The organism is Thermocoleostomius sinensis A174 (assembly GCF_026802175.1).
In the GTDB taxonomy this organism is placed as follows: Bacteria; Cyanobacteriota; Cyanobacteriia; order Elainellales; family Elainellaceae; genus Thermocoleostomius; species Thermocoleostomius sinensis.
Map to the genome: position 1 here is coordinate 3,194,140 of NZ_CP113797.1, position 22,790 is coordinate 3,216,929.

16 protein-coding genes are annotated in these 22,790 nt (G+C 48.8%); 6 read left to right on the plus strand and 10 right to left on the minus strand.

Going from position 1 to position 22,790, the window contains the following annotated elements; all coding sequences use genetic code 11:
• The first annotated feature begins 12 nt into the window (after positions 1–12).
• Both OXH18_RS13800 and OXH18_RS13805 read left to right on the plus strand, forming a co-directional pair.
• The gene (locus OXH18_RS13800; RefSeq protein ID WP_268607663.1) at positions 13–579 is read left to right on the plus strand and encodes a hypothetical protein; all 567 of its coding nucleotides are present in this window, start codon (positions 13–15) and stop codon (positions 577–579) included.
• Between the two features lie 185 nt (positions 580–764).
• The gene (locus tag OXH18_RS13805) at positions 765–1,397 is read left to right on the plus strand and encodes an acetoacetate decarboxylase family protein (protein WP_268607664.1); all 633 of its coding nucleotides are present in this window, start codon (positions 765–767) and stop codon (positions 1,395–1,397) included.
• Between the two features lie 255 nt (positions 1,398–1,652).
• Here the strand turns inward: OXH18_RS13805 and ftsH are convergent, their stop codons facing one another.
• Positions 1,653–3,626 carry an ATP-dependent zinc metalloprotease FtsH gene (gene ftsH / locus OXH18_RS13810; protein WP_268607665.1) on the minus strand — a complete coding sequence of 658 codons (1,974 nt, stop codon included), beginning with the start codon at positions 3,624–3,626 and terminating at the stop codon, positions 1,653–1,655.
• 332 nt (positions 3,627–3,958) lie between these two features.
• On the opposite strand from ftsH, the gene groES reads away from it, so the two are divergent.
• The 3 genes from groES to OXH18_RS13825 all read left to right on the plus strand — a co-directional run bounded on the left by groES (position 3,959) and on the right by OXH18_RS13825 (position 7,774).
• The gene (groES, locus tag OXH18_RS13815; protein WP_268607666.1) at positions 3,959–4,270 is read left to right on the plus strand and encodes a co-chaperone GroES; all 312 of its coding nucleotides are present in this window, start codon (positions 3,959–3,961) and stop codon (positions 4,268–4,270) included.
• 69 nt (positions 4,271–4,339) lie between these two features.
• Positions 4,340–5,974, plus strand: coding sequence for a chaperonin GroEL (gene groL, locus OXH18_RS13820; protein WP_268607667.1), 1,635 nt, complete (start codon positions 4,340–4,342; stop codon positions 5,972–5,974).
• A gap of 138 nt (positions 5,975–6,112) precedes the next feature.
• Positions 6,113–7,774: an ABC1 kinase family protein gene (locus OXH18_RS13825; protein ID WP_268607668.1), complete on the plus strand. Its 1,662-nt coding sequence runs from the start codon at positions 6,113–6,115 to the stop codon at positions 7,772–7,774.
• Positions 7,775–7,792: 18 nt separating this feature from the next.
• On the opposite strand, the gene OXH18_RS13830 is transcribed toward OXH18_RS13825, so the two are convergent.
• The 5 genes from OXH18_RS13830 to OXH18_RS13850 all read right to left on the minus strand — a co-directional run bounded on the left by OXH18_RS13830 (position 7,793) and on the right by OXH18_RS13850 (position 14,544).
• Positions 7,793–8,419 carry a MarC family protein gene (locus OXH18_RS13830; RefSeq protein WP_268607669.1) on the minus strand — a complete coding sequence of 209 codons (627 nt, stop codon included), beginning with the start codon at positions 8,417–8,419 and terminating at the stop codon, positions 7,793–7,795.
• 19 nt (positions 8,420–8,438) lie between these two features.
• Positions 8,439–10,916, minus strand: a complete 2,478-nt coding sequence (gene lon / locus OXH18_RS13835; RefSeq protein WP_315874723.1) for an endopeptidase La — start codon at positions 10,914–10,916, stop codon at positions 8,439–8,441.
• A gap of 2 nt (positions 10,917–10,918) precedes the next feature.
• Positions 10,919–11,326: an Hsp20/alpha crystallin family protein gene (locus OXH18_RS13840; protein ID WP_268607671.1), complete on the minus strand. Its 408-nt coding sequence runs from the start codon at positions 11,324–11,326 to the stop codon at positions 10,919–10,921.
• A gap of 348 nt (positions 11,327–11,674) precedes the next feature.
• Positions 11,675–12,142, minus strand: a complete 468-nt coding sequence (locus OXH18_RS13845; RefSeq protein ID WP_315874724.1) for a CBS domain-containing protein — start codon at positions 12,140–12,142, stop codon at positions 11,675–11,677.
• A gap of 491 nt (positions 12,143–12,633) precedes the next feature.
• Entirely contained in the window at positions 12,634–14,544 is a 1,911-nt protein-coding gene (locus OXH18_RS13850) for a chloride channel protein (protein ID WP_268607673.1), read from the minus strand.
• A 175-nt stretch (positions 14,545–14,719) separates the two neighbouring features.
• Between OXH18_RS13850 and OXH18_RS13855 the strand changes: the two genes are divergently transcribed.
• Positions 14,720–16,435 carry a phosphatidylglycerol lysyltransferase domain-containing protein gene (locus OXH18_RS13855; RefSeq protein WP_268607674.1) on the plus strand — a complete coding sequence of 572 codons (1,716 nt, stop codon included), beginning with the start codon at positions 14,720–14,722 and terminating at the stop codon, positions 16,433–16,435.
• 7 nt (positions 16,436–16,442) lie between these two features.
• On the opposite strand, the gene OXH18_RS13860 is transcribed toward OXH18_RS13855, so the two are convergent.
• The 4 genes from OXH18_RS13860 to OXH18_RS13875 all read right to left on the minus strand — a co-directional run bounded on the left by OXH18_RS13860 (position 16,443) and on the right by OXH18_RS13875 (position 22,643).
• Positions 16,443–19,289 (minus strand): cation-translocating P-type ATPase, encoded by a 2,847-nt coding sequence (locus OXH18_RS13860; protein ID WP_268607675.1) that lies wholly within the window; start codon positions 19,287–19,289, stop codon positions 16,443–16,445.
• A 129-nt stretch (positions 19,290–19,418) separates the two neighbouring features.
• Complete coding sequence (locus OXH18_RS13865) at positions 19,419–19,949, minus strand: universal stress protein (protein WP_268607676.1); 531 nt, start codon at positions 19,947–19,949, stop codon at positions 19,419–19,421.
• Between the two features lie 161 nt (positions 19,950–20,110).
• On the minus strand, positions 20,111–21,532 hold the full coding sequence (locus tag OXH18_RS13870; RefSeq protein WP_268607677.1) for a glycosyltransferase: 1,422 nt from the start codon (positions 21,530–21,532) through the stop codon (positions 20,111–20,113).
• Between the two features lie 34 nt (positions 21,533–21,566).
• The gene (locus tag OXH18_RS13875) at positions 21,567–22,643 is read right to left on the minus strand and encodes a glycosyltransferase family 4 protein (protein WP_268607678.1); all 1,077 of its coding nucleotides are present in this window, start codon (positions 22,641–22,643) and stop codon (positions 21,567–21,569) included.
• Positions 22,644–22,790: the final 147 nt, after the last annotated feature.

Sequence of the window (22,790 nt, forward strand, 5' to 3'; positions counted from 1 at the left end):
AGGAGATTAGACATGCATCGTTGGAACAATCCTTTACTCAAGTTGCTACAATGGATGACGGCGTGTTTGTTCAGTTTGGTTTTGATTGTTGGCTTATCTTTAAGCCATGGGCTGGTTGCGCAAGCGGCAGTTGATACAACCTCGGCTGCTACTAAAGCTGATGCCAATAATATTAATCAGCGCAAGGAAGATGCTCCTCATTATCCAAACTGGTATCAAGATCAACGTAGCCTTGAATCTTATATGGATAACGCCGGCATGAATTCGGATCTAGCCGATCGTCCTGCCACTGAAAGCGATCGGGGTAATTTGATTGAACGTTCACGTAAACAGCTTCAGAATACGGTTGATAATGTGCGTGACACTCTGCAACCTAGTTCAAATGATGAGCGATCGAATGCCATCACTGGATACAGTCGCACTGAATACGGACGCAGCGATGATTCCGTTGTTACGTCAGATGACATTCCCGATCGAATCGGGAATCGATTGGATCGTGCCAAAGAGACTTTCCAACAGGCAACCGAACGAGCGCTTGAGGAAAACGATACAATCATTACTGGCACATCTAATTCGTAGTAATAGTGCTACCCGTTCAAACAATTGCGAGATGATTTGAGATCCAGATAAATTGCGAGATCACAGCGCCCATCAGACACAGATAGTCTCTGGGCGCTTTGTATAATACAGAATACAATGTACCGATTGCAGACAACTTTGCAGCCTTCGACTTGCACCCTTCGACAGCGTCAGGTAGAAAAACTATGAGGTATCCTTCGCCACCGTGGCGGTTAACAGGATTTGGATTTCAAACCATTCACTTACTAGACATTGAGCGGGTCAGTTCGTTAGTGCCATCTCGGCTAGATATTGTTCCGGTTTTACCTGGCAAAACCTTAGGAATTGTCTATGCCGCAGCCTACACGGAGGGGTCTACGCTGATCTATAGTGAATTGATTGTTGTAAATGCGATCGTTCATTATGCAGGCGGAGTAGGAGCTTGGATTTCTCATATCTATGTCGATCATCCTGAGTCGGTTGCCGGAGGACGAGAAATATGGGGGCTACCCAAAGAGCTAGCTCAATTTGATTGGAATTTGGGGAATTCTCCTTCTGTTTGCGTTCGTCAAAATGCCGAAGTCGTTTGTACACTTCAGTGCCAGTGGCACACACCTGGTTTAATGTTGCCATTGGGTGGATCAGTCTTTAGTAGCTTCAATTCTACGTTGATGACGTTCAGGGCACAAGGACAATTGACCTTACATTTGGCAGGAATGGAATTGCAGGTTCCCCCGGATAGCCCCTTTGCTTGGCTGATTCAAGGACGACCTATCTTGGGTGTTTATCTTGACCCGCTACAGATTGATGTGGAAGCTCCGATCGCCGTGGTTGCCTAGAGTTTCAATTTAGGCGTTGCCGATCGGATAGATGAACTCGTAGGGACGTTTCGCAAAACATCCTGAAAGTTGGGATGAAGGTTGGCAAATCATGCCCAAATTCAGCAACGCCCTAAAAGATTTGAATATCGAACACCTTCGTCGAGTTAACATCACAACCGTAAGTGAACTTCTGTCCCTTGGTATGGCGAATTTTATGATAGTCAACGCTCTGAATTGTGGGGTCTTAGAGAACAAATCCCTGCTATTGCAGGATTAATGCGTAGTGGCTAGATCGACTGGTTTCAGATCCACTAACTTAAGTGTATTTTGCAACAGATCCTGCCCTTCAGGAAGTTGTCCTGTGCGGAGCCAATGTTGCAGTTCAGCAGGCGGTTGAACCTGTTCTAAGTGGGATCGCAACGCTTCGCCCTCTAAAATTTCGGTTTGCAGTAACGTCTGAGCCGTTTCTTCAAGGAGACTCCGGTTCGTTTGCAAGACCGATAAGGCAATATGGTGAGCGCCATCAACAATCTCTTTCACTTCACGATCGATTTCCTCTGCCACTTTGGGACTGACGGAACGGCGTGGGTTCGGATAACCTTCCAAAAATTGTTGCTGAATTTTTTCAAACGCCACTGGCCCCAAGGTATCGCTCATGCCATAGAGGGTCACGGCACGTTCTGCCAGATCGGTTGCTTTCTGAATATCATCACTTGCACCAGTGGAAACTTCACCAAAGATGAGTTCTTCTGCCGATCGCCCCCCCAACAGAGTGGCAATTCGTCCTCGCAATTCACTCTCGACCATTAAAAACCGATCTTCTTCAGGCAATTGCAGAGTATAGCCCAAGGCTCCCACACCCCGCGGCACGATTGAGATTTTCTCAACTTTTCCGGCACCTGGCATCAACGCTCCCACCAGGGCATGACCCACTTCATGGTAGGCAACCGTCTTTTTCTCTAGCTCATTTAAGACCCGCGATCGCTTTTCTAAGCCAGCCACCACTCGTTCAATCGCTTCATTAAAATCGGCCATAGTCACGGCATCCCGGTTCTGGCGAGCGGCGAGCAGGGCTGCTTCGTTCACCAGGTTCGCTAGGTCGGCTCCGACAAAGCCGGGCGTGCGGGCAGCAATTTTGTCTAAATCCACATCAGCAGAGAGTTTTACTCGTCTGGCATGAACCTCCAGAATGGCTTCGCGTCCCAACTTATCGGGGCGATCGATCGCAATCTGGCGATCGAAACGACCGGGACGACGTAGGGCTGGGTCTAGTACCTCCGGACGATTCGTCGCCGCCAGGATAATGACCCCCGTATTGGCATCAAATCCATCCATTTCAGTCAGTAATTGATTGAGGGTTTGTTCCCGTTCATCATTGCCACCTACAAAAGGGCCGCCCGCCGCTCGCGATTTACCGAGGGCATCGAGTTCGTCAATAAACACAATACAGGGAGCCTGCTGCTTAGCCTGTTCAAATAAGTCACGCACCCGTGCCGCCCCCACTCCGACAAACAGTTCAATGAACTCCGAGCCGGAAATGCTGAAGAAAGGAACGCCCGCTTCTCCAGCGATCGCTTTTGCCAGCAGAGTTTTACCAGTTCCCGGTGGGCCCACCAATAACACGCCCTTGGGAATTTTGGCCCCCAGACGAGCATAGCGATCGGCATGCTTAAGGAAATCAACAATTTCCTGTAGCTCTGCCTTCGCCTCATCGATCCCTGCCACATCTGCAAAGGTGACTCCCGTATCCCCTTCTGAGTAAATTCGGGCTTTACTCTTACCCACCGTCAGTGCGGCCGGCCCTCCTTGAGCGCGATTAAACAACCATGCCCAGATGCCGAAGAAGATCAGCGGCGGTAAAACCCAACTCAAGAGAGTACCAATCCAGCCGGTATTGCTAGGAGGCGGAGCCGCAAATTCCACACCATGTTCCCGCAAAATCTTAGGTAAGTCTAGATCGATTGCCACTGGCGTTGTGACAAAGATACGCGGCTGTTCTGCCTCACCGGGACTAGACCTCAATTGATACTCAATCCGATTGGGGCTGACAATCGCCCGTTCCACCTGTCCGGCTTCGACCTGCTCAATAAACTCGCTGTAAGGCACTTCCGGTAGTCGCGGACTCAAGTTAGGGAAAATCAGCAAGTTCAGTAAAAACAGAGTGACCAGAAACAGCAATAAGCTTCCACCCACATCTCTGGGTTTAGGTTGCTTTTGCGATCGTTGAGTTTCAGTTTCCACTGGCATAAGCACAACTTCCTTTCGCAATTATCCGGTTCGGAAAACCCTCAAAGGTTCAGAGTATCTTGGACGGAAAACCCTACTTCTGTGAAGAACCCATCGGAGATTAATTCCTGCATATTTACTGATTAGAGTAGAGCAAACAAATCTGTAGAAAAAATGAGTACCGTGAGCGGAACAGTTACCTAGCTAAACCTGTGGATCATTCCTCAGAAAGTCCTCAGATTTGGTTGTCAGTTTATGGGGTGTAAGTCTGATGCCAGCCTGGATATCTTCAGGTGATGAATTTCAGACACTGACTTTAGACGCTGATTGTTAATTCGGAGGATAGATGCAATATGGCAACGGTTAGCTTAAACGTTTCTACCGTAAGACCCCTGGGCGATCGCCTATTCATCAAAGTTGCCCAGGCAGAGGAGAAAACCGCTGGAGGAATTTTGCTACCCGACACCGCCAAAGAAAAGCCTCAGGTTGGTGAAGTGGTGCAGGTTGGGCCGGGTAGACGAGATGAGTCAGGAAATCGCATCCCAATGGAGGTCAGCGTAGGAGACAAGGTTCTTTATTCCAAATATGCTGGCACAGACGTTAAGTTAGGCAGCGAAGATTACGTCTTGCTGTCAGAAAAAGATGTGCTTGCCGTTGTGGCATAGAAACTTCTGCTCAGTGTGCGTTTTGTCAATCATCTTTACGTTCATCGTGACAGGAGGATAATTGATCCTATGGCAAAGACGATTCTGTATGACGATGTAGCCCGTCGTAGCCTTGAAAAGGGTATTGATGCTCTGGCAGAAGCAATTGCCGTTACCCTTGGCCCTAAGGGACGCAATGTGGTGCTGGAGAAGAAGTACGGCGCACCGCAGATTATCAATGATGGTGTGACGATTGCCAAAGAAATTGAGTTAGAGGATCACGTAGAAAACACAGGTGTTTCTCTCCTGCGACAAGCCGCGTCGAAAACGAACGATATTGCGGGAGACGGAACCACCACCGCCACCGTCCTAGCCCATGCCATGGTTAAAGAAGGCTTACGTAACGTCGCGGCTGGCGCAAATCCGCTAACACTGAAGCGAGGCATTGACAAAGCCACCCACTTCATCGTAGATCGAATTCAAGAACACGCCCGTCAGATTGATGACTCAAAATCGATCGCCCAGGTTGCGACGATTTCTGCGGGCAATGATGCCGAAGTCGGTCAGATGATTGCCGAAGCGATGGAAAAAGTCGGCAAAGAAGGGGTGATTTCCCTAGAGGAAGGGAAGTCCATGCAAACAGAACTGGAAGTCACAGAAGGGATGCGCTTTGACAAGGGCTACATTTCCCCCTACTTTGTCACAGACACAGAACGCATGGAAGCAATTCTGGAAGAACCCTATATCCTGATTACCGACCGTAAGATCACCTTGGTACAGGATCTGGTGCCGATTCTGGAGCAAATGGCACGGGCAGCCAAACCGCTCCTCATCATCGCTGAAGATATTGAAAAAGAGGCCCTGGCAACTCTGGTGGTCAACAGCATGCGGGGTGTATTGCGAGTCTGTGCCGTCAAAGCACCAGGATTTGGCGATCGCCGTAAAGCCATGCTAGAAGATATTGCCATTCTCACCAACGGTCAGGTGATCAGCGAAGACAAAGGCTTGAAGCTAGAAAATGCCAAGTTGGAAATGCTGGGTCAGGCACGTCGTGTCACCATCACCAAAGATGACACCACGATTGTGGCTGATGGTAACGAAAAGGCGGTTAAAGCTCGCTGCGAGCAAATTCGTCGCCAGATGGAGGAAACCGACTCGTCCTATGACAAAGAAAAACTACAAGAACGACTGGCGAAGCTTGCGGGTGGTGTGGCTGTTATTAAAGTGGGAGCCGCAACGGAAACCGAGTTGAAAGACCGCAAACTCCGACTGGAAGATGCCATCAACTCAACTAAAGCTGCTGTGGAAGAAGGGATTGTGCCTGGAGGTGGCACCACCTTTGCTCACCTTGCGCCTCAACTCGAAGAATGGGCAAAGAGCAATCTTCAGGATGAACAATTAACCGGAGCGATGATTGTGGCTCGCGCCCTCTATGCACCGCTACGTCGAATCGCAGATAACGCTGGCATGAATGGTGCGGTGATTGCTGAACACGTGCGAGGGCTACCCTTTGACGAAGGTTATGATGCTGCCAAAGATACGTTTGTGAACATGTTTGAGGCGGGCATCGTTGACCCTGCGAAAGTCGCTCGCAGCGCCCTGCAAAACGCCGCGTCGGTAGCGGGAATGGTCCTAACCACTGAATGCATTGTTGTGGATAAACCAGAGCCTAAAGAAAAGACTCCAGCAGGTGCCGGAGCAGGTGGCGGTGACTTTGACTACTAAGACCACAACTGACGCTGATTAGGTTACAACTAATCAGATTTCATTGAGGAGGGGATGTATTGTTGAATTAATCCCCTCCTTAGAAGTTTTTGTACCTCAGTCAGCCGATTGCAATTAATAATTAATAATGCCTCTTTCATGTTTTTACTTGGTGCTAAATCAGCCGCTGCTAGCCAACGTCAAGCCGAAATTATTGAAGTTGTTTTACGCAACGGCTGGAATTATTTTCGCAGCCGCATTACCAAAGATGCACGACCTGATGAGCAACCTGCTTTACCTTTGCCGCAGGTTCTGCGACAAATTCTAATTGAGCTAGGTCCGACCTTTGTCAAGCTGGGACAGTTGCTTAGTACTCGCCCAGACTTACTCAGTCCAGAGTACATTGCAGTCTTAGAAACTTTGCAAAATAATGTTCCAGCTTTACCCTGGAGCGAGATAGAGCCAATTTTACAAAATGCTTTTGGAGATTCATTTCAATCTGAATTTCTCACGATCGAACCCGTTGCGATCGCCGCTGGTTCTTTGGCACAGGTGCATCGGGCGGTTCTGAAAAATCATCAAACCGTTGCCATTAAAATTCAACGTCCTGGCATTCGAGAAATTGTCGAGCGGGATCTGGAGGTTCTAGACTCGCTCGCGAATTGGTTTAGTCGAGATAAGATAGGGCAGGCTTACGATTTACCTGGCTTAGTTGAAGAATTTCGATACAGTCTGTTGGGCGAACTTGATTTTTATCGAGAAGCTCGTAATACAGAACAACTGCGTCAAAATCTCAAGAATAGCCGTTTCTGGAAACCTGGACAGGTTGTGGTTCCCAATGTGTATTGGGATTGGACAACGGATCAGATTCTGACGTTGGAATGGATTGAAGGTATCAAGCTCAATCAGGTCGATCTTCCCGAATCCCGCAAAAAGCAACTGGCAACCTTGGCGGTTCAGGTGGTGATGCAACAAATCTATCTGGATCGGTTTTTTCATGCCGATCCCCATCCTGGTAATTTTTTATATATCGGTGATGAGACTCAAGATCGGTTAGCCTTACTCGATTGTGGTATGGTTGCTTTGATTGACCCCCGCACGCAGAGCATCCTCACCGATTTACTCATTGGCATTGTGTACGAGCGCCCCAAAATCGTCACCCAAGCCATTCGGGAGTTAGGGTTTACACGCTTAGATCTGGATTTGCGGGCGATCGAGTCTGCTTTTGACCGATTGCTTAGGAGATTTTATACTCGTCCTTTGACAGACATTAACCTGGCTGAGCTACTCAATGAAGCGCTGCGGATACCGCGAGAAAACAATATTCAAATGCCAGGAACAATTGGATTATTCGTGAAAACGATCGCCAATGTGGAAGGAATTGCCCGCCAACTCGATCCCCTATTCCCCTTTGTAGAAGTCGCGCGTCCGATTGTGGAACAGGCAATTCGTCTACGCTTATTTGGAACTGAGCTATGGCAGGATACTGTGCAGTCGAGTCTCTACTTGTCTCGTTTAACCACCCAATTTCCTCAACGATTTGAAATTTTACTCGATCGCCTGGAGCGCTCAGAATTGGGAATTAACCTGGGTTGGCGACTGGAGCAAGCGTTTCTACACACTCAGCAACAAGGGATGAACCGTTTGAGTTTAGCCATCCTGTCGATGGGTTCGCTAATTGCTGGCGCAATTCTACAACACCTAGCAGGGCATGATCCCTTGTCTCTCCCTCTGATCGGGACTGTTAGTCAAGGCTTACTCCTGTTTGGCATCGGGCTGATGAGTTGGGTCGTTATCGCGCTTTTGCGTCCCTCTCCGTGACTGCTCTTGTTTGTGTATTTAAAGCAATGTTTTTTTGATGAGAGCCAAAATTCCATCGATCACATACTCTACTGCCAGTGCCGCGAGCAGTATTCCCAATACTCTGGAAATTACATTAATTCCCGTTCGTCCAAGCCATCGAGTCAGGGGTTGGGCGATCGACAAGGAGGCATAGAGCAGCGACAGCACAAACAGGATGACAGCCAAAACGATCGCCGTACCGAAGGAATAGATCGCTGCCTCTTGCTGCAAGACCAGAATACTGGCTAACGCACCAGGTCCAGCCATTAACGGAGTCCCCAGTGGAAACACACTGATGTCTGCCCGGGTTTGAGCTTCTGATTCTTCTGCTTTCGTTTCTCGCTGCTGCTGGGCGAACACCATATCAACTGCGATTTTCAGTAACAAAATTCCAGCGGCGACCTGAAAGGCTTCAACGCTGATTCCCAGATAGCGCAACACCTGATTGCCAAACACGGCAAAAACAAACAAAATTCCCCATGCAACCAAAATAGCCTGGCGAATAATGCGCTTTTGCACTTTGGCAGGATACCCGCCTGCTAGGGTGATAAAAATGGGCACTAACCCAATTGGATCTAGAACAACAAAGAGGGTAAGGAAGGCCCGCAGAATAAAAGAGGTCATGGGAAGGGAGAATTCAGCGTCAAGAACTGGCCGGTGTCAGAGCGGTTTCTAGAACTTCCTCCGCCGCACTCACTGGTACAAATTGGAGTTGATGACGAACCTCTTCAGGTACGTCCTCTAGATCTGGTTCATTCCGCTGGGGTAGAATCACCGTCTTAATGCCTGCTCGATAGGCCGCTAACACTTTTTCCCGAATCCCACCTACGGGCAGAACTTTGCCCCGCAGCGTGATTTCCCCAGTCATAGCCACATCATTGCGAACCAAGCGACCAGAGGCAACAGAGGCGATCGCCGTCATCATCGTCACCCCAGCGGAAGGACCATCTTTGGGGGTAGCCCCTGCTGGAACATGCACATGCACCACTTTACCCACAAACGCTTTAGGATCGATGCCCAATTTTTCTGCATTGGAACGCACATAGGACAGGGCTGCTTGGGCAGACTCTCGCATCACGTCTCCCAGCATTCCGGTTAACACTAACTGTTCGGCGCGTCCAGACATCATCGTGGCTTCCACAAATAAGACATCGCCGCCAGCAGGAGTCCAGGCTAAACCTGTGGCAATGCCAGGGCGATCGATCCGTTCCACCACTTCATCGAGAAATCGAGGGCGACGCAGGTAATCAGGAATTTGTTCGGCTTCAACGGCGGTAGCAGCCACTTTCCCTTCCGCAATTTGCCGGGCCACTTTACGCACCACCGTACCAATTTCTCGTTCTAAACTGCGCACCCCTGCTTCACGGGTATATTCCCGAATAATCCGCTGGAGTGCCGCATCAGTAATCGTCAGTTCCTCTGGCTTCAGTCCATTAGCCCGTAATTGTTTAGGCAGCAGATAGCGACGGGCAATATGTAACTTCTCCAGTTCGGTATAGCCAGAGAGGCTCAAAGTCTCCATCCGATCCAGTAAAGGAGAAGGAATCGTTTCAACCGTGTTGGCAGTGCAGATAAACAAGACCCTCGATAAATCAAAAGGTACGCCCAGATAGGTGTCCACAAAGGTATGATTTTGCGCTGGATCAAGGACTTCCAGGAGGGCTGCTGCCGGATCGCCCTGAAAACTTCTGCCTAGTTTATCCACTTCATCCAGCATAAAGACCGGATCAGCCGTTTCTGCCCGCCGCAGGGCTTGAATTAAGCGTCCCGGTAAGGCACCGATGTAAGTACGACGATGACCACGAATCTCTGCCTCATCGCTCACTCCACCCAAGCTAATCCGAACAAACTTGCGTCCCATCGCACGGGCGATCGACTGTCCCAGCGAAGTTTTACCAACGCCAGGTGGCCCCACAAAACACAAAATCGGTTCGCGGCGAATCTCTTCTAGCACGAGTTCTGGAGGCTTCTGGGAGGCAGGAATCTCTTCTGTAGAACTTTCTTGAGCAGAGGATTGCTCTTCCAGGACAGTGGCGCGTTCGCTCTTCAGTTTTTTAACGGCGAGATATTCCAGAATCCGGTCTTTAATCTTTTCCAGATCGTAATGATCTTCGTCCAACACCTGACGGGCATATCCCAAGTTGATCGCCTCCCCAGTCGTAGCATTCCAGGGAAGACTGACCATCCAGTCCAGATAGGTGCGAATCATGCCATATTCGGGTGAGATGGCCGGCAACCGTTCTAGGCGAGACAATTCGCGGAATGCCTCTTTGCGGGCTTCTTCCGGGAGTTGGGCTACTTCCAGTTGATTTCGTAATTCTTGAATTTCTGCTTGTTCTGCGTCTTCTTCACCCAGTTCGCGCTGAATGGATTTTAATTGTTCTCGAAGAATGTATTCTCGCTGAGTTTTAGAAATTTTTTCCTGGGCATCTGAGGCAATTTGCTGCTGCAATTCCCGCACAGCTAACTCTTGTTGGACAATCTCAATCAGTCGTTGGAGTTTATTGTCCACCGCATCCAGTTCCAGAATTTCTTGCCGCACGGAGGTTTCCATTGGAGTCATCGCCGTAACTAAGTAAGCAAATAGGCGAGGATCGCTGATGTTCTCCCCTGCGGCAGCCAATTCATTGGGAATGTCTTCAGTCAGAGGCACGAGTTTACCAAACAATTCCCCTAGCGTGCGGCGTAAGGCTTCCAGTTCTGTGCCCGCCGTCACCTGCTCTGGAGATCGTTCTACCCGTGCGACCAGAAAGGGTTCGGTCTGTAGAAAGTCCAAGATCCGAATGCGCTCGAGTCCCTGAATGACGAGTTGTAGCGTGCCATCTGGTAAACGCAACAGTCGGTGAATAATAGCGGCTGTCCCCAGGCGGTAGATATCATCCGGACCTGCCGGACGTGCTTCTGGATGACGTTGGGCCACGAGCGCCACGAGCCGATTGGTGCGCATGACTTCGTCTACAAGCTTGACCGATCGCTCTTGCCCAACCATAATGGGAACCATGGCCATCGGAACCACAACCGTGTTGATTAAAGGCAAAACTGGCAGAGCATCGGGAATTTCTGGAATATTTTGAACGTCTGTTTCGGAATTCTGGTCAACACTGATGGGCGTGTGGGTCATCATCACACCTCCACTTTAGGTAGGATGACATACAGGAAACCTCGGTCATAACGCGCCTGAACACGATCGCGCTCAATCGGTTGTTGAAGGGGTACTTCCAGACGAAAGGCACCATAGTGGATGTTAACAGCGTGGTACAGCCCCTCCCCTTCAAAGCTTTCCCAGGGTCGCACTCCCTGAATGACCAGGGCATTTTCGTAGAGGGAAATCTCAAAATCTTCTTCTGACATGCCTGCGACTTCAACTTTCACAATCAATGCGGTGGAAGTTTCATAGAGATCAGCAGCGGGTTGCCATTGGGGATAAGCAAAGCTGGACTGAGGTTGTCCCTCCCAGAGATTAGACTGGGAAGGAGCAGCGATGCCGGAAAAAAAACCCGTGTAACGGTAGCTAAATCGACGATAGCGCATAAATTTTGATGATGCTCTCTTATCCAGAACGAGGAACGGTGCTTGCACAGGCGAAGTAGTGACTTTAATCGTTGTAACTATATTGACAGTAACCCTCAGCTACATTGCTCCGGGAGTATTCTATTTGCGTAAATTGATCGGTTTCCGTAGCTCAGGCATCTTGCCTGCCAGCGGGATATTTGTAATACAAATGCAAAAGTGGGATGTACCCTATTGATCTTTTTGATCCTTCATAGGAGATGAAGATAATAATGTAATCGATCGATAATCAAATTTGTAAGGAGCCTGAGATTTTTCTAATCATAGTTCTGTATCTCCCTGCAAACTTTTGTGGGAAAGTTAGCGCAATCAAGCTGATTTCAATACATGCAACAGATCGTCTCGGGTAATGATTCCAACCAATACACCTGCCGCATCTACAACAGGTAAGCGATTCACTCGCTTTTCCAGCATCAAATCAGCCGCCTGAGAGATAGGAGCCTCTGGAGCGATCGTGACTGGGTTAGGTGTCATCACATCCTGGACTAGAACTCCCAAACTCTTCTTCAACTGCTGGATAAAATGATCAAGCGGTTCGAGATAGATAATTCCGCCCAGGAATGAGAGATACAACGGTAACCGAATCGGACGCTCTCTAAATAGCAAATCTGCTTCTGAAACAACACCAACCACCTTGCCTGTTTCATCGACTACAGGAAGCCCACTAATGTGGTTTTCCTCAAGACGTTGCAAAACCGTTCCCACAGAATCTGTCGGTTTTACAGTCACCGGGTCAGTCGTCATAAAGTCTTTGACTTGTCGCGTTTCAGTTAGCACCATCGCAATTCATCCAGACTAGACTGCTTAAGCCTAAGCTGGAAATCTGAGGAAAATCTGAGGAAAATCAGTTTTGCTGCATTGATTGCTGCATAGCGGAATTAACCCAAAAATGTCTTCCAAGGTCAACGAGTCCAAATTTCCCAAAATGGTTCATTCTCCAAAATCCCGTCGCTTGCTAGACGGAAACACGGGTCATTTTCTGGAATTTCAGTTTCTAAGGAAACGGTCGGATTCAAGGTTGTTTTTGCGCCCAATAGTCAGGAATTCTATCTTTGACGGCATCAGGACAATTGTGAAAGATGAAATGTTGTGGTTCGGTTCCTCCTATGCATCACCGTCTTGCAACAGCAACAGATTTATCTTTTAGATTGAAACCAAAATTTTTTATGGGGCTGGCGTTCTATGACTTCAAGACCGCTGTCGCTAGCATTGCAACTTTTAGCAGGAAAAACTGTGGAAAAAATGAGAAGTTTGCAGGTTGTGCAAATTTAGTTCGACGCTTTGACGGTTGTGGGTTCCTGCGGAGAAATCATTGCCAGTGCAGCTTGTGTCATCACTAAGTTACTTGCTAGTTCCACTTGATTGCGTTGGATAATTCCCACCACAGTCCGGGGGTTATCCTTATCAACCACTGGTAAGAGATATAGTCCTCTAGTCCCCATGCGCTCTAGTGCTGTGGCAACAGATTCATCCTCGTAGGTATAGAGAACTTCTGTGGTGCAGATTTCTTCGAGCGTTTGCTGAAAAGAATCCTGATTGGTTGATCGAGATATCTCATCAAGGGATTGAGATTGTTCAGTAACAATTTGGGTGATTTTTCGCCGAATATCGGCAAGGGTAACTACTCCAACTAATTGTCCTGTATTATTGACGACTAAAGCCGTGTGGCATTTGTTTTGCAGCATCGTTTGTCCTGCGTGAATTAATGGCATCGATGCCGGTAAAGCAAAATAGTCTCGACTCATAAGGGCAGAAACAGCTATATTTCGTAGAAGCTCCATCTCGTCCTGGTTTTGCAGATTCACCCCCATCTGGGGCAAATTCAATTCTCGATTCGAGGGGTCAGACTGCATCAAGTCAACGACCCAAACGCTGATCCCTACAGCTGCCATCAGTGGCAAGATAATTAAGTAGTTGCGTGTCATCTCAAACAGCAACAGAATTGCAGTCAGTGGTGCTTTCACACTTCCGGCTAAGACAGCAGCCATCCCTACTAAGGCATAGGCTGGAGGGGGTGCGATTTCGGCATTGGGCCAGATCGTTAGCAGGAAATTGCCGTACGCGCCTCCTAGGCAGGCTCTCAGAAACATGGCAGGCGCAAAGATTCCTCCAACCAAACCACTACCTAGACAAATCGCTGTGACAACTAACTTGGCGACTAGCAAGACACAGAGGAATTGTAGGGAAAACTGCTCTCCTTGAAGAATGACCTCCAGTACACCATAGCCGATACCAAGAATTTGCGGCAGCTTGAGTGCCAGAAGTCCAACAATTATTCCACCTATCAGTGGTTGTATGAGAGATGGTAATTTACCTATCCCTATCGAGTCCATCAATTCACCTTGAAAACATACTTGGGCAAATCGAATTGATCGCCTATAGATGATTGAAACAAAACTTGCCAGTATTCCCAAGCCAAAATAGTTCAAACATTCCCAGGAGTTCATGAATTGATAAGTTGGCAAATCAAAAGCGGGATGCGCTCCCAGCAAGCTTTGAGCGATTAAGGAAGAAATGACTGCTGACAGCAGAATTAAGCTGGCTGCTGGGGTAGCAAATCGGGTTCCTAAGATCACCTCGATCGCAAAGAAAACACCAGCGATCGGCGCATTAAATCCGGCAGCAAATCCAGCCGCAGCACCCGCCCCCAGTAGTAAACGATAGCGTTCTCGCGAGACTTGAAAGGTTTGTCCCAGTAACACACCCACACTGGAGCCAATTTCTACACTGGGCCCTTCTGGCCCTAGGGACGCTCCTGTGCCCAAAGATATAGCAGCAGCCAGCATTTTAACGAGGGAGCGCAACGGAGAAAACGGTTGAACCCTGGTATTGCTCAGTAATGCTGTCAGGTCTTGCCCTAATAAGGTTGGAAACCACCAACGCAAGATACCAATTAGCAATCCACCCAATGGGGGGATACTGGCGAGCGTCCAAGCTCCCCATTGTGACAGATAGCCAAGGACTTCCACAAAAGCGAGAGCATGAAACAGAGAGATCAGGCTGCGGAACAACACAATGGCTAGTCCAGCACCTCCACCAATCATCAATGCAGAAAAAAAGACAAGGACTTCTGGTGCGGGCTGCAAGCGATTCAGCAGGCTGGTGAGGCGATCGCTCAGGGAAGGGATTTTCGCTCCTAAAGATGGCAGGATGTTGGGTTGGGGAGTTGTCGCAGTCATCGAGTAGGGCTTGGATAGGGTGAACTAATTTAATGCAAATGGGAAAATAAGACTGTTCTGGCTTTTACGGTATCAAAAAGCCGATGAAGATCTTGAAGAACATTTCAATATGATCTTCATGGTTTGCTTAGATTATTAATTTAATCTCTAGAAGTTGTTAGTCCAACAAAAGCCTATGTCGGAGAACGCTGCATCCCGTGCGATCAACGCTGTCCCAAAGCCCGACTTACCTCAACGCGCGATCGGACTATGGATCATTGCCGTTTGGATTGCTGCTGTGGGGGTAACGAATGTGTTATCTGCTGTCACTCCGGGTGTGTCTGAACGAATGGAGTGGCTAAGAGCAATTTTTCCCTTTGAGGTGAGTGCAGGCGGGAATCTATTTTCGGCACTCAGTGGTTTTTTTCTGCTAAGTTTAGCGACGAATCTGCTGCGACGGAAGCGTTTAGCCTGGTGGCTGGCAGTTTTTTTATTGGGTGTTTCTTTGTCCTCTCATCTTGTCAAAGGATTGGACTATGAGGAGGGATTGCTATCGCTAGGGCTACTTGTCTTGCTGTTGCAGATGCGGCATCAATTCACAGCCCAATCTGATCGTCCGTCGATCGCCCAAGGTGTACGTATCTTAATGGGCGCATTGTTGTTTACCTTAGCCTACGGTACGGCTGGATTTTTTCTACTCGATCGGGAATTTAGTACGCGCTTCAATCTATGGCAAGCGATCGTACAAACCTTGGCGATGTTCTTTACGCTGGATCAAGCTGGATTGGAACCAACAACACGATTCGGGCGCTTTTTTGCGACATCCATCTATGTGGTGGGAGCGAGTACGCTGTTCTATGCGTTGTGGATGTTATGGCGACCAGTCATATTAAGGGGAGCACCCGCTACGGATGAAGAACGCCAACGAGCAAGAGCAATTGTGCAACGCTATGGACGCTCATCCCTGGCTCACTTAACGCTCTTAAGCGACAAGTCTTACTACTTTAGTCCTTCAGGAGAAAGCATAATTGCTTATGTTCCGAAAGGGCGAGGGGCAGTTGCTTTGGGCGATCCCATTGGTCCAGAGACAGATGTGATGCCAGCGATCGCAGAATTTGTGCGATTTTGTCATCGCAATGATTGGCATCCCGCTTTCTATCAAACCCATCCTGATTATCTGGAGCAGTATCACCGCTTAGGATTCAAGTCTGTCAAAATTGGTGAAGAAGCAATTGTAGATTTGCAAAGGTTTACGCTACAAGGCAAAGCCGGACGAAATCTGCGGAATGCAGTGAATCACTTGACCAAATTAGGGCATCACGTTGACTTCTATTCTCCGCCGTTGACCGATGAACGACTCAACGAGTTGCGATCGGTGAGCGATGAATGGCTAAAAATGCGACAGGGTTCAGAAAAACACTTCTCATTGGGATGGTTTGATGAAACCTATATTCGGGAATGTGAAGTTGCAGTCGTGCGAACGCCGAGCGGACAAATTAGTGCCTTTGCCAATGTCATTCCAGAGTACCAACTGAATGAAATCACGATTGATTTAATGCGACGACGGGAAACTGTAGAACACGGCACCATGGAGTTTCTCTTTATTTCCCTATTTCAGCACTTTAAAAAACAAGGATATGACCGTTTTAATTTGGGCTTATCTGCTCTGGCGGGTGTAGGAGAAGACCCCTACTCTCCTAAGTTGGAAAAGGCGCTGCGCTATCTCTACGAACACCTAACTCGATTTTATAACTTTCGAGGGTTGCATGAATTTAAAGAAAAATTCCATCCCCTCTGGGAGCCTCGCTACTTTATTTATCCAGGAGTGACTGCCTTACCTGAAGTGGTGGTCGCTCTGATCCGGGCTGATTCGGGCGATCGCCTGCTGGACTATTTCAAGCCTGGTGCTTAATGAACACTTAAGTTAGCCTGGACTTCTCCTGGTTGTTTGCAATTCTGTTTGCAATCTGTTTGCGCCATTCCTCGGCTGCCAGCAAAACAATCGGACAGAGAATCAGCGAGGCCCACTGCCAGCCTGCCAGGGGAGCCAGCATAAAGATCTGATTCAACGGGTAGACATAGACCAACAATAAGACAAACAGGATTTCGAGTGCAATTCCTATCCAAATCCAGGGATTGCTGAACCAGCCGAGTCGTAAGCTAGAAACACGTTCAGATCGACAGGCAAACACATTGCCAATTTGACAGGCCACGATCGCAGCTAGGGTTGCCGTAGTGGCTTGATGATAAATTCTCGTCACGTTGGGATCAGCCGTGTGGCTAATCAACGAGAATGATATTTGCTGGATATCAGCGAGGGTATATCCGTGACTCCACCAGACGATAAAAAAGGCGGCCATTCCTGCGATCGCTTCTATCACACCCAGAAATAAATAAGCTCGTACCAGCAGGCTGCGATCGAGCAGGGGTTTGTGTTTGGGGCGAGGGGGCTGCTGCATGATTCCGGTTTCTGGTGCTTCGGCTCCCAAAGCCAGGGCTGGAACCAGATCAGTACCCAGATCAATCGCCAGAATTTGCAAAACGATCAGCGCTGGGGGAATTCGCAAAAACACCATCGCCAGAAATGGCACAATCTCTGGAATATTGGATGCCAGAATATAGGTCATAAATTTGCGAATATTCTGATAGATGGCGCGTCCCTGTTCGATCGCCGTCACAATGGTGGCAAAGTTGTCATCCAATAAAACGATATCAGCTGCTTCCCGGGCCACATCGGTGCCATTCAAACCCATAGCAATTCCGATATTGGCTGCTCTGAGGGCGGGTGCATCATTAACTCCATCTCCTGTTACAGCCACCACATGACCTGAATCTTTATAGGCTTGTACTAACCGTAATTTCTGTTCTGGTAGGGCACGGGCAAAAATTAAATTTTGGGGTTGGTGCAGAAGTTGTCGCAATTCGGCATCCGACAGGTGCCCCATGGTTTCACCGGTAATGACGGTCGCTTTGCCATCTACGAGGCCAATTTGCCGTGCGATCGCTTCAGCAGTCAGTCCATAGTCTCCTGTCACCATGGTGACGGTAATCCGCGCGTCTAAACAACGGGCGATCGCGGCTTTCACCTTTGGACGGGGCGGATCGATCATGGCAGCTAGTCCCAAAAAGGTAAGATTCTGTTCCAGATCGGAGGCAGCCGCTGTCAACAGTTCTGTTTCTCCTGAACGAACCGCCACTCCAATCACCCGAAATCCCTCGCGCGCTAGGCGATCGTTTGCCTCAGCAATTTCTGCCCGTTTTGCCTCAGTCAGTGCAACCACTCCCTGCTCATCCAGGTAATTTTGACAGCGCCGCAGCACCTCCAGGGGTGCCCCCTTGGTGAAGCTGAGATAGGGAGTTTGCGACTGCCAGAGTTCAAATAGTTGCCAATCGACCACCACCGTCATCATCCGTCGTCGCGAGTCGAAGGGAAGCTCTCGCAGCCGGGGCGATCGCTGGTGCAATTCCTCCAGATTCAATCCACTTTTGATCGCAGCCACCAACAGAGCCGCTTCGGTGGGATCGCCAATTTCCTGCCATTGGCTGGAACCGGGTGGATGCAGCAAATGGGCATTAGAACAGAGGGCTGAGCCTGCCATCAGGTAGCGGACATAGGAGTTTAGTGCTGGAAAGGCATCCGTGGGCAGTTGCACCGTACCATCAGGAACATAACCAACACCCTTCACTGCAATGTCTCTTCCTGCCATCCACAAGCGGCGAACGGTCATTTCATTTTTGGTCAGCGTACCCGTTTTATCGGTGCAAATGACTGTCGTGGCGCTCAAAGTTTCTACTGACGACAACCGTCGCACCAGCGCATTTTGTCGCGCCATCCGCCGGACTCCCACTGCCAGCGCCAGAGTGACCGTGGGCAGCAATCCTTCCGGGACGTTTGCCACAATGATGCCGATGCTAAAGATAAAACTTTCCCGCGCTTCCATGCCGATCAGCCAGTAGCTGAGCAAAAACACAGAAATACCCATGCCGATCGCCAGCACGGTAATCACGCGCACAATCCGGGAAATTTGCAACTCTAAGGTACTGGGTTCGCGCACGACACGCGTTGTGAGCTGAGCAACATGCCCGAATTCCGTGCGACTACCCGTGGCATAAACCACCCCTAACCCGCGACCGGAGACCACTGTAGACCCGGCAAAGACTAAATTTCCCGCCTCGGTCGGGCGCAATCGGCTGGTTGGGTGTTGATTGGCAGACATCTCGACCGGATCGGCATGACGGGCAATGAGCAAAGACTCACCGGTCAAAATTGAAACATCCACATAGAGCGATTCTGCCTCGACTAACCGAGCATCTGTCGAAATGCGATCGCCCTCCTCCAACTGCACCACATCTCCCACCACCAGCTCTCGCACGGGTAAGGTTACCAATCGTCCATCCCGGTAAACTTTTGCCTGAAGGGGCAACACCTTTTTCAGCTCGGCTAGTGCTCGTTCTGCTTGAAACTCCTGCCAGAAACTGAAGACGGCATTAATCCAGATTACCGCCCAAATTGCCCAACCCAGTTCCGGAGTGTGCGAGATAAAAGCCAGAATGCCAGCCACCCACAACAGCAGCGCCATGAAGTGAGTCAGTTGGTCAAGAAAACGCAAAATAATTGGACGGCGAGGCGGTTCGGGAAGCTCATTGTAGCCATCTCGCTGTAGCCGCAATACCACTTCGGCTTCTGAAAGCCCCTGCTGGTGAGTATCCAGAACCTTGAGGACTTCAGCAGCAGTCAGTGACCAAATGGGGCGATGCTGGCTCATAGGGTTGGAAGAGGGGAGAGGAAAGGGGCTGGATTTATACAGTGATTCCTGAATTTCACACTGCTCGTAGTACGGGCTTTGGCTTGTTACGACTAAAGTCGTCACTACAAACGCTGCGGAATCGGTTAACTACTGCTGTTGAGCTGCTGCTTCCTTGGTACGACCAGTTGTTGTACCCTGTGGAACCTTACCCTGAACAATGAGCACCGAGCAGGGCGCATGGTGGACGACATAGTTGCTCACGCTATCTGACAACCATTCTTCCAAACCAGTCAAGCCGCGACGACCTATCACAATTAAATCAGCTTCCCACGTTTCAGCAATCTTACAAATAACTCGACCCGAATCACCAAAGTTTTGTGTAAATTCAGTTGGAACATCCGCTGCGGCTGCCTTCTCTGCATAGGAGCGCAAAAGTTCCAGACTCTTCTTCTCGTAAGCTTCCCATTGTTTACGGTGGGTTTTTGCAAGCTCACTAACCGCTAGGGAAGCATAGGGAATTCCCATTGAAAGGAGATCAAATCCACCAGTTTCATCAGAAGATAAGACATGCAACAGCATCAGCTTTGCACTCGTAGCCTTGGCTAGCTCCAGGGCCACCTCAAATACTTGCTCACTACCGGTAGAATGATTAATTGCAACCAAAATTTTCTGATGCATTGAGCGACTCCTTGAGTAAAGAATATGAGAAGAAAGCAGTGAATCTTACAACCCTCTACAGCGTCAATCCAAGCCGCAGTGCTTGTACCGCAAGCTGGGAAAGCTTATCGTCAAGGTTAATCAGGAAATCTAAGGAATTTCTGAGGATGTAATTGCTAGTTTCAAGACACAGATTCAGAGACCAGCGGCGGCAGTGCAACCCGCCGATTCAGCGGATGATATGGCATTTCATGCTTTTGTTTGAAATCGGTGAAATTGGTAACGGCTGCGGGTTGTGGTAGCAGAATTGAATGGGGCTTTTGACTTTGCCAAAGGGGAATCTGGCTGACAGTTTGTGCCAATAATCGTCGGTAAACTTCACTTAATTGAGCCGCTGCGATCGCCCAACCTGGAGTTGGATGCCAGTGACCAGAGGCATACTGTTGTAAGCGTTGCACCCATGACTCGTCCTGCAAGACCTGAGCGATCGCCCCCACCCAAGCTGTTGAAGTGTTCGTGGGAACTCGTAGTCCGGTTTCTTCGGGAATGATGGCAAATCTCGCACTACTCCATTGGGAGGCAACGATGGGGCAACCCTGCGCGATCGCCTCCAGTGCTTTATCTGCAAAGGGTTCATTCCAGTTGACAAGCACACAGACATTCGCGGCACGATAGTAAAGTTTCAGATCTTCAGATGCACAAGGTACTGACCAGTGAATATCACACAAATCTAACTGTGCAATCTTTTGTTGAATAACTGAACGTATTGCAGCGGAATCATCTGCCAAATTCAGAGTACCGGGTATGAAAACCCACTGATGTCTTCGGAAACGATGGAGTTGAGTTGTAGAAAGCTGATTCAGTTGGATTGCGACTTCAAGCCAGCGTTCAACTTGCTGAATTGCTTGAGTTGTAGATCGGATAGATGGGGCAACCCATAAAATAACTGCATCAGAGGCAGAATATCCTAACGTGTGCTTCGCTTCTATGTTGGATAGCTGACAAACTTTTTTTAGCAAAGCTTTGAAATCGTGAGAAGTCAATTCATCATTTGCAGTGAGTACAACGATTTCATCCGCATGTCGCCAGATTTCCCAAGCCACATAAGCTGAAGGATAACCACTGGTTTGCTGGACAATTTCAAGCCCATCCTGACTCCACAAATTGTCACATTGCCAGTGAGAATGAATCCACTGAATGTTTTCTGACTGTTTCAGTTGCAATCCTACTTGACCTGCTAAGCCATTCCAGGTGTGAATCAGCGGATAGTTTTTTCCTTCTTGAAGAGAAAATTTACGAAATTGCTGAACAAATTGAGCCACATCTGGTGTATTGAAATAAATTTTGCAATGATTTGGGGACTGCTGAACAGTCATCCAATGATTCGCTAACTTTTTACCATCAGCATTACCAATTCTTCCAACAAACTGATCAACGTGCCATCCTGCTCTTGCCAAGGCTGACGCAAGTTGAGTGATTTGTTGGTGAATGCGTTGTGTATCGTCCGGTGCGATCGCATTCTGCATAAGTCCAGAGTTTGAATGCTCCTCCCGATTTGGCTCAATGATCAACAGGGCGATCGCTTGCTGAGAGGGATGCATCATACTCGTCACCTCCGTTGGCTGTCTGTCAATCACCTCAGGCTGCAATCATAGGAGTTTTTTGCCAACCATTGCGCTGATAACTCGCTGCCAGCACATCCCGATAAACCGCTTCATAGCCATCGACCATTGACTGAACACTGAAGTGCTGCTCGACATGCTGACGGCAGACTCGACGGTCAATTTCAGCCACTCGATCGATCGCCGCTACACACTCATCAACGGTTTGACAAAGAAAGCCAGTTTTGCCATGAACAATCACTTCAGGAGCCGAACCCATTGCCATTGCAATAACGGGAGTGCCACACGCCATTGATTCGGTCATCACTAACCCGAAGGGTTCCCGCCAGGTAATGGGGAACAGGGTTGCGACGGCTCCTCCCATAATGTCGCTTTTCTGAGCATGGTTCGCTTCACCCAGAAACTCAATTTGTTTACCGTCAATCAGGGGTGCCACTTGCTGTTCAAAAAACTCTCGATCGACACGATCAACCTTTCCTGCCATTTTCAAATGCCAGCCCGTACGCTTCGCAATTTCGATCGCCAGATGGGGGCCTTTTTCCGGAGACATTCGTCCCAAAAAGGCCAGATAGGGCGGATCGTCGGGCTGAGGATGGAATGTATAGCTGTTTGGATCAATGCCGTTATAGACCGTAGCCATATAATTTAAGCCCAGATCATTCCGACGTTGCGAATTGGAAATACTGACAAAATTCTGGTGTTTGTTCTTGATATAAATTGGCTCAACCCAGGATGGAATAATGCCATGAGTGGTATGCAAGGTTGGTGTTTTCACCAAGTTGGCATAAGGGAAGGCTTGAAAATCAACGTGGGAATGAATAATGTCAAAGTCACTGGCATGTTCGTAAGCTTTGCTCAGTTGTAAGGCGTCATAAACCTGGGCTTCTTGTGGCGTTGCTTCCATCAAGCGTAAGGGCTGAATTGCCCCAGGTTCCAGCTTAGCGAGGGTGACGGAATCAGCCGTTGCAAATAGCGTGACTTCATGTCCGCGTCGAACCAGTTCATCCGTTAATAAACTCACAACTAATTCTGTACCGCCGTAGGCTGGAGGGGGAACTCGCTCCCACAACGGAGCAATTTGTGCAATTCGCATAGTCTGCTCTCCTGGTTTTGATAGAATGAAGCGCGATCGATCAAAGTGAGTTTGAGCAAATTTTGAATCAGCGAACGTTCGTGTAACTCGTTTGACCTTTCCGATTTGAAAAATAAGACGGGAGCGTAAGCTCTGTCATTAGGGCGA

What these genes read in the sequence shown, in the direction of transcription:
- OXH18_RS13800 (WP_268607663.1), top strand. Translation starts at nt 13, where the DNA reads ATGCATCGTTGGAACAATCCTTTACTCAAGTTGCTACAATGGATGACG.
- OXH18_RS13805 (WP_268607664.1), top strand. Translation starts at nt 765, where the DNA reads ATGAGGTATCCTTCGCCACCGTGGCGGTTAACAGGATTTGGATTTCAA.
- ftsH (WP_268607665.1), bottom strand. Translation starts at nt 3,626, where the DNA reads ATGCCAGTGGAAACTGAAACTCAACGATCGCAAAAGCAACCTAAACCC.
- groES (WP_268607666.1), top strand. Translation starts at nt 3,959, where the DNA reads ATGGCAACGGTTAGCTTAAACGTTTCTACCGTAAGACCCCTGGGCGAT.
- groL (WP_268607667.1), top strand. Translation starts at nt 4,340, where the DNA reads ATGGCAAAGACGATTCTGTATGACGATGTAGCCCGTCGTAGCCTTGAA.
- OXH18_RS13825 (WP_268607668.1), top strand. Translation starts at nt 6,113, where the DNA reads ATGTTTTTACTTGGTGCTAAATCAGCCGCTGCTAGCCAACGTCAAGCC.
- OXH18_RS13830 (WP_268607669.1), bottom strand. Translation starts at nt 8,419, where the DNA reads ATGACCTCTTTTATTCTGCGGGCCTTCCTTACCCTCTTTGTTGTTCTA.
- lon (WP_315874723.1), bottom strand. Translation starts at nt 10,916, where the DNA reads ATGACCCACACGCCCATCAGTGTTGACCAGAATTCCGAAACAGACGTT.
- OXH18_RS13840 (WP_268607671.1), bottom strand. Translation starts at nt 11,326, where the DNA reads ATGCGCTATCGTCGATTTAGCTACCGTTACACGGGTTTTTTTTCCGGC.
- OXH18_RS13850 (WP_268607673.1), bottom strand. Translation starts at nt 14,544, where the DNA reads ATGACTGCGACAACTCCCCAACCCAACATCCTGCCATCTTTAGGAGCG.
- OXH18_RS13855 (WP_268607674.1), top strand. Translation starts at nt 14,720, where the DNA reads ATGTCGGAGAACGCTGCATCCCGTGCGATCAACGCTGTCCCAAAGCCC.
- OXH18_RS13860 (WP_268607675.1), bottom strand. Translation starts at nt 19,289, where the DNA reads ATGAGCCAGCATCGCCCCATTTGGTCACTGACTGCTGCTGAAGTCCTC.
- OXH18_RS13865 (WP_268607676.1), bottom strand. Translation starts at nt 19,949, where the DNA reads ATGCATCAGAAAATTTTGGTTGCAATTAATCATTCTACCGGTAGTGAG.
- OXH18_RS13870 (WP_268607677.1), bottom strand. Translation starts at nt 21,532, where the DNA reads ATGATGCATCCCTCTCAGCAAGCGATCGCCCTGTTGATCATTGAGCCA.
- OXH18_RS13875 (WP_268607678.1), bottom strand. Translation starts at nt 22,643, where the DNA reads ATGCGAATTGCACAAATTGCTCCGTTGTGGGAGCGAGTTCCCCCTCCA.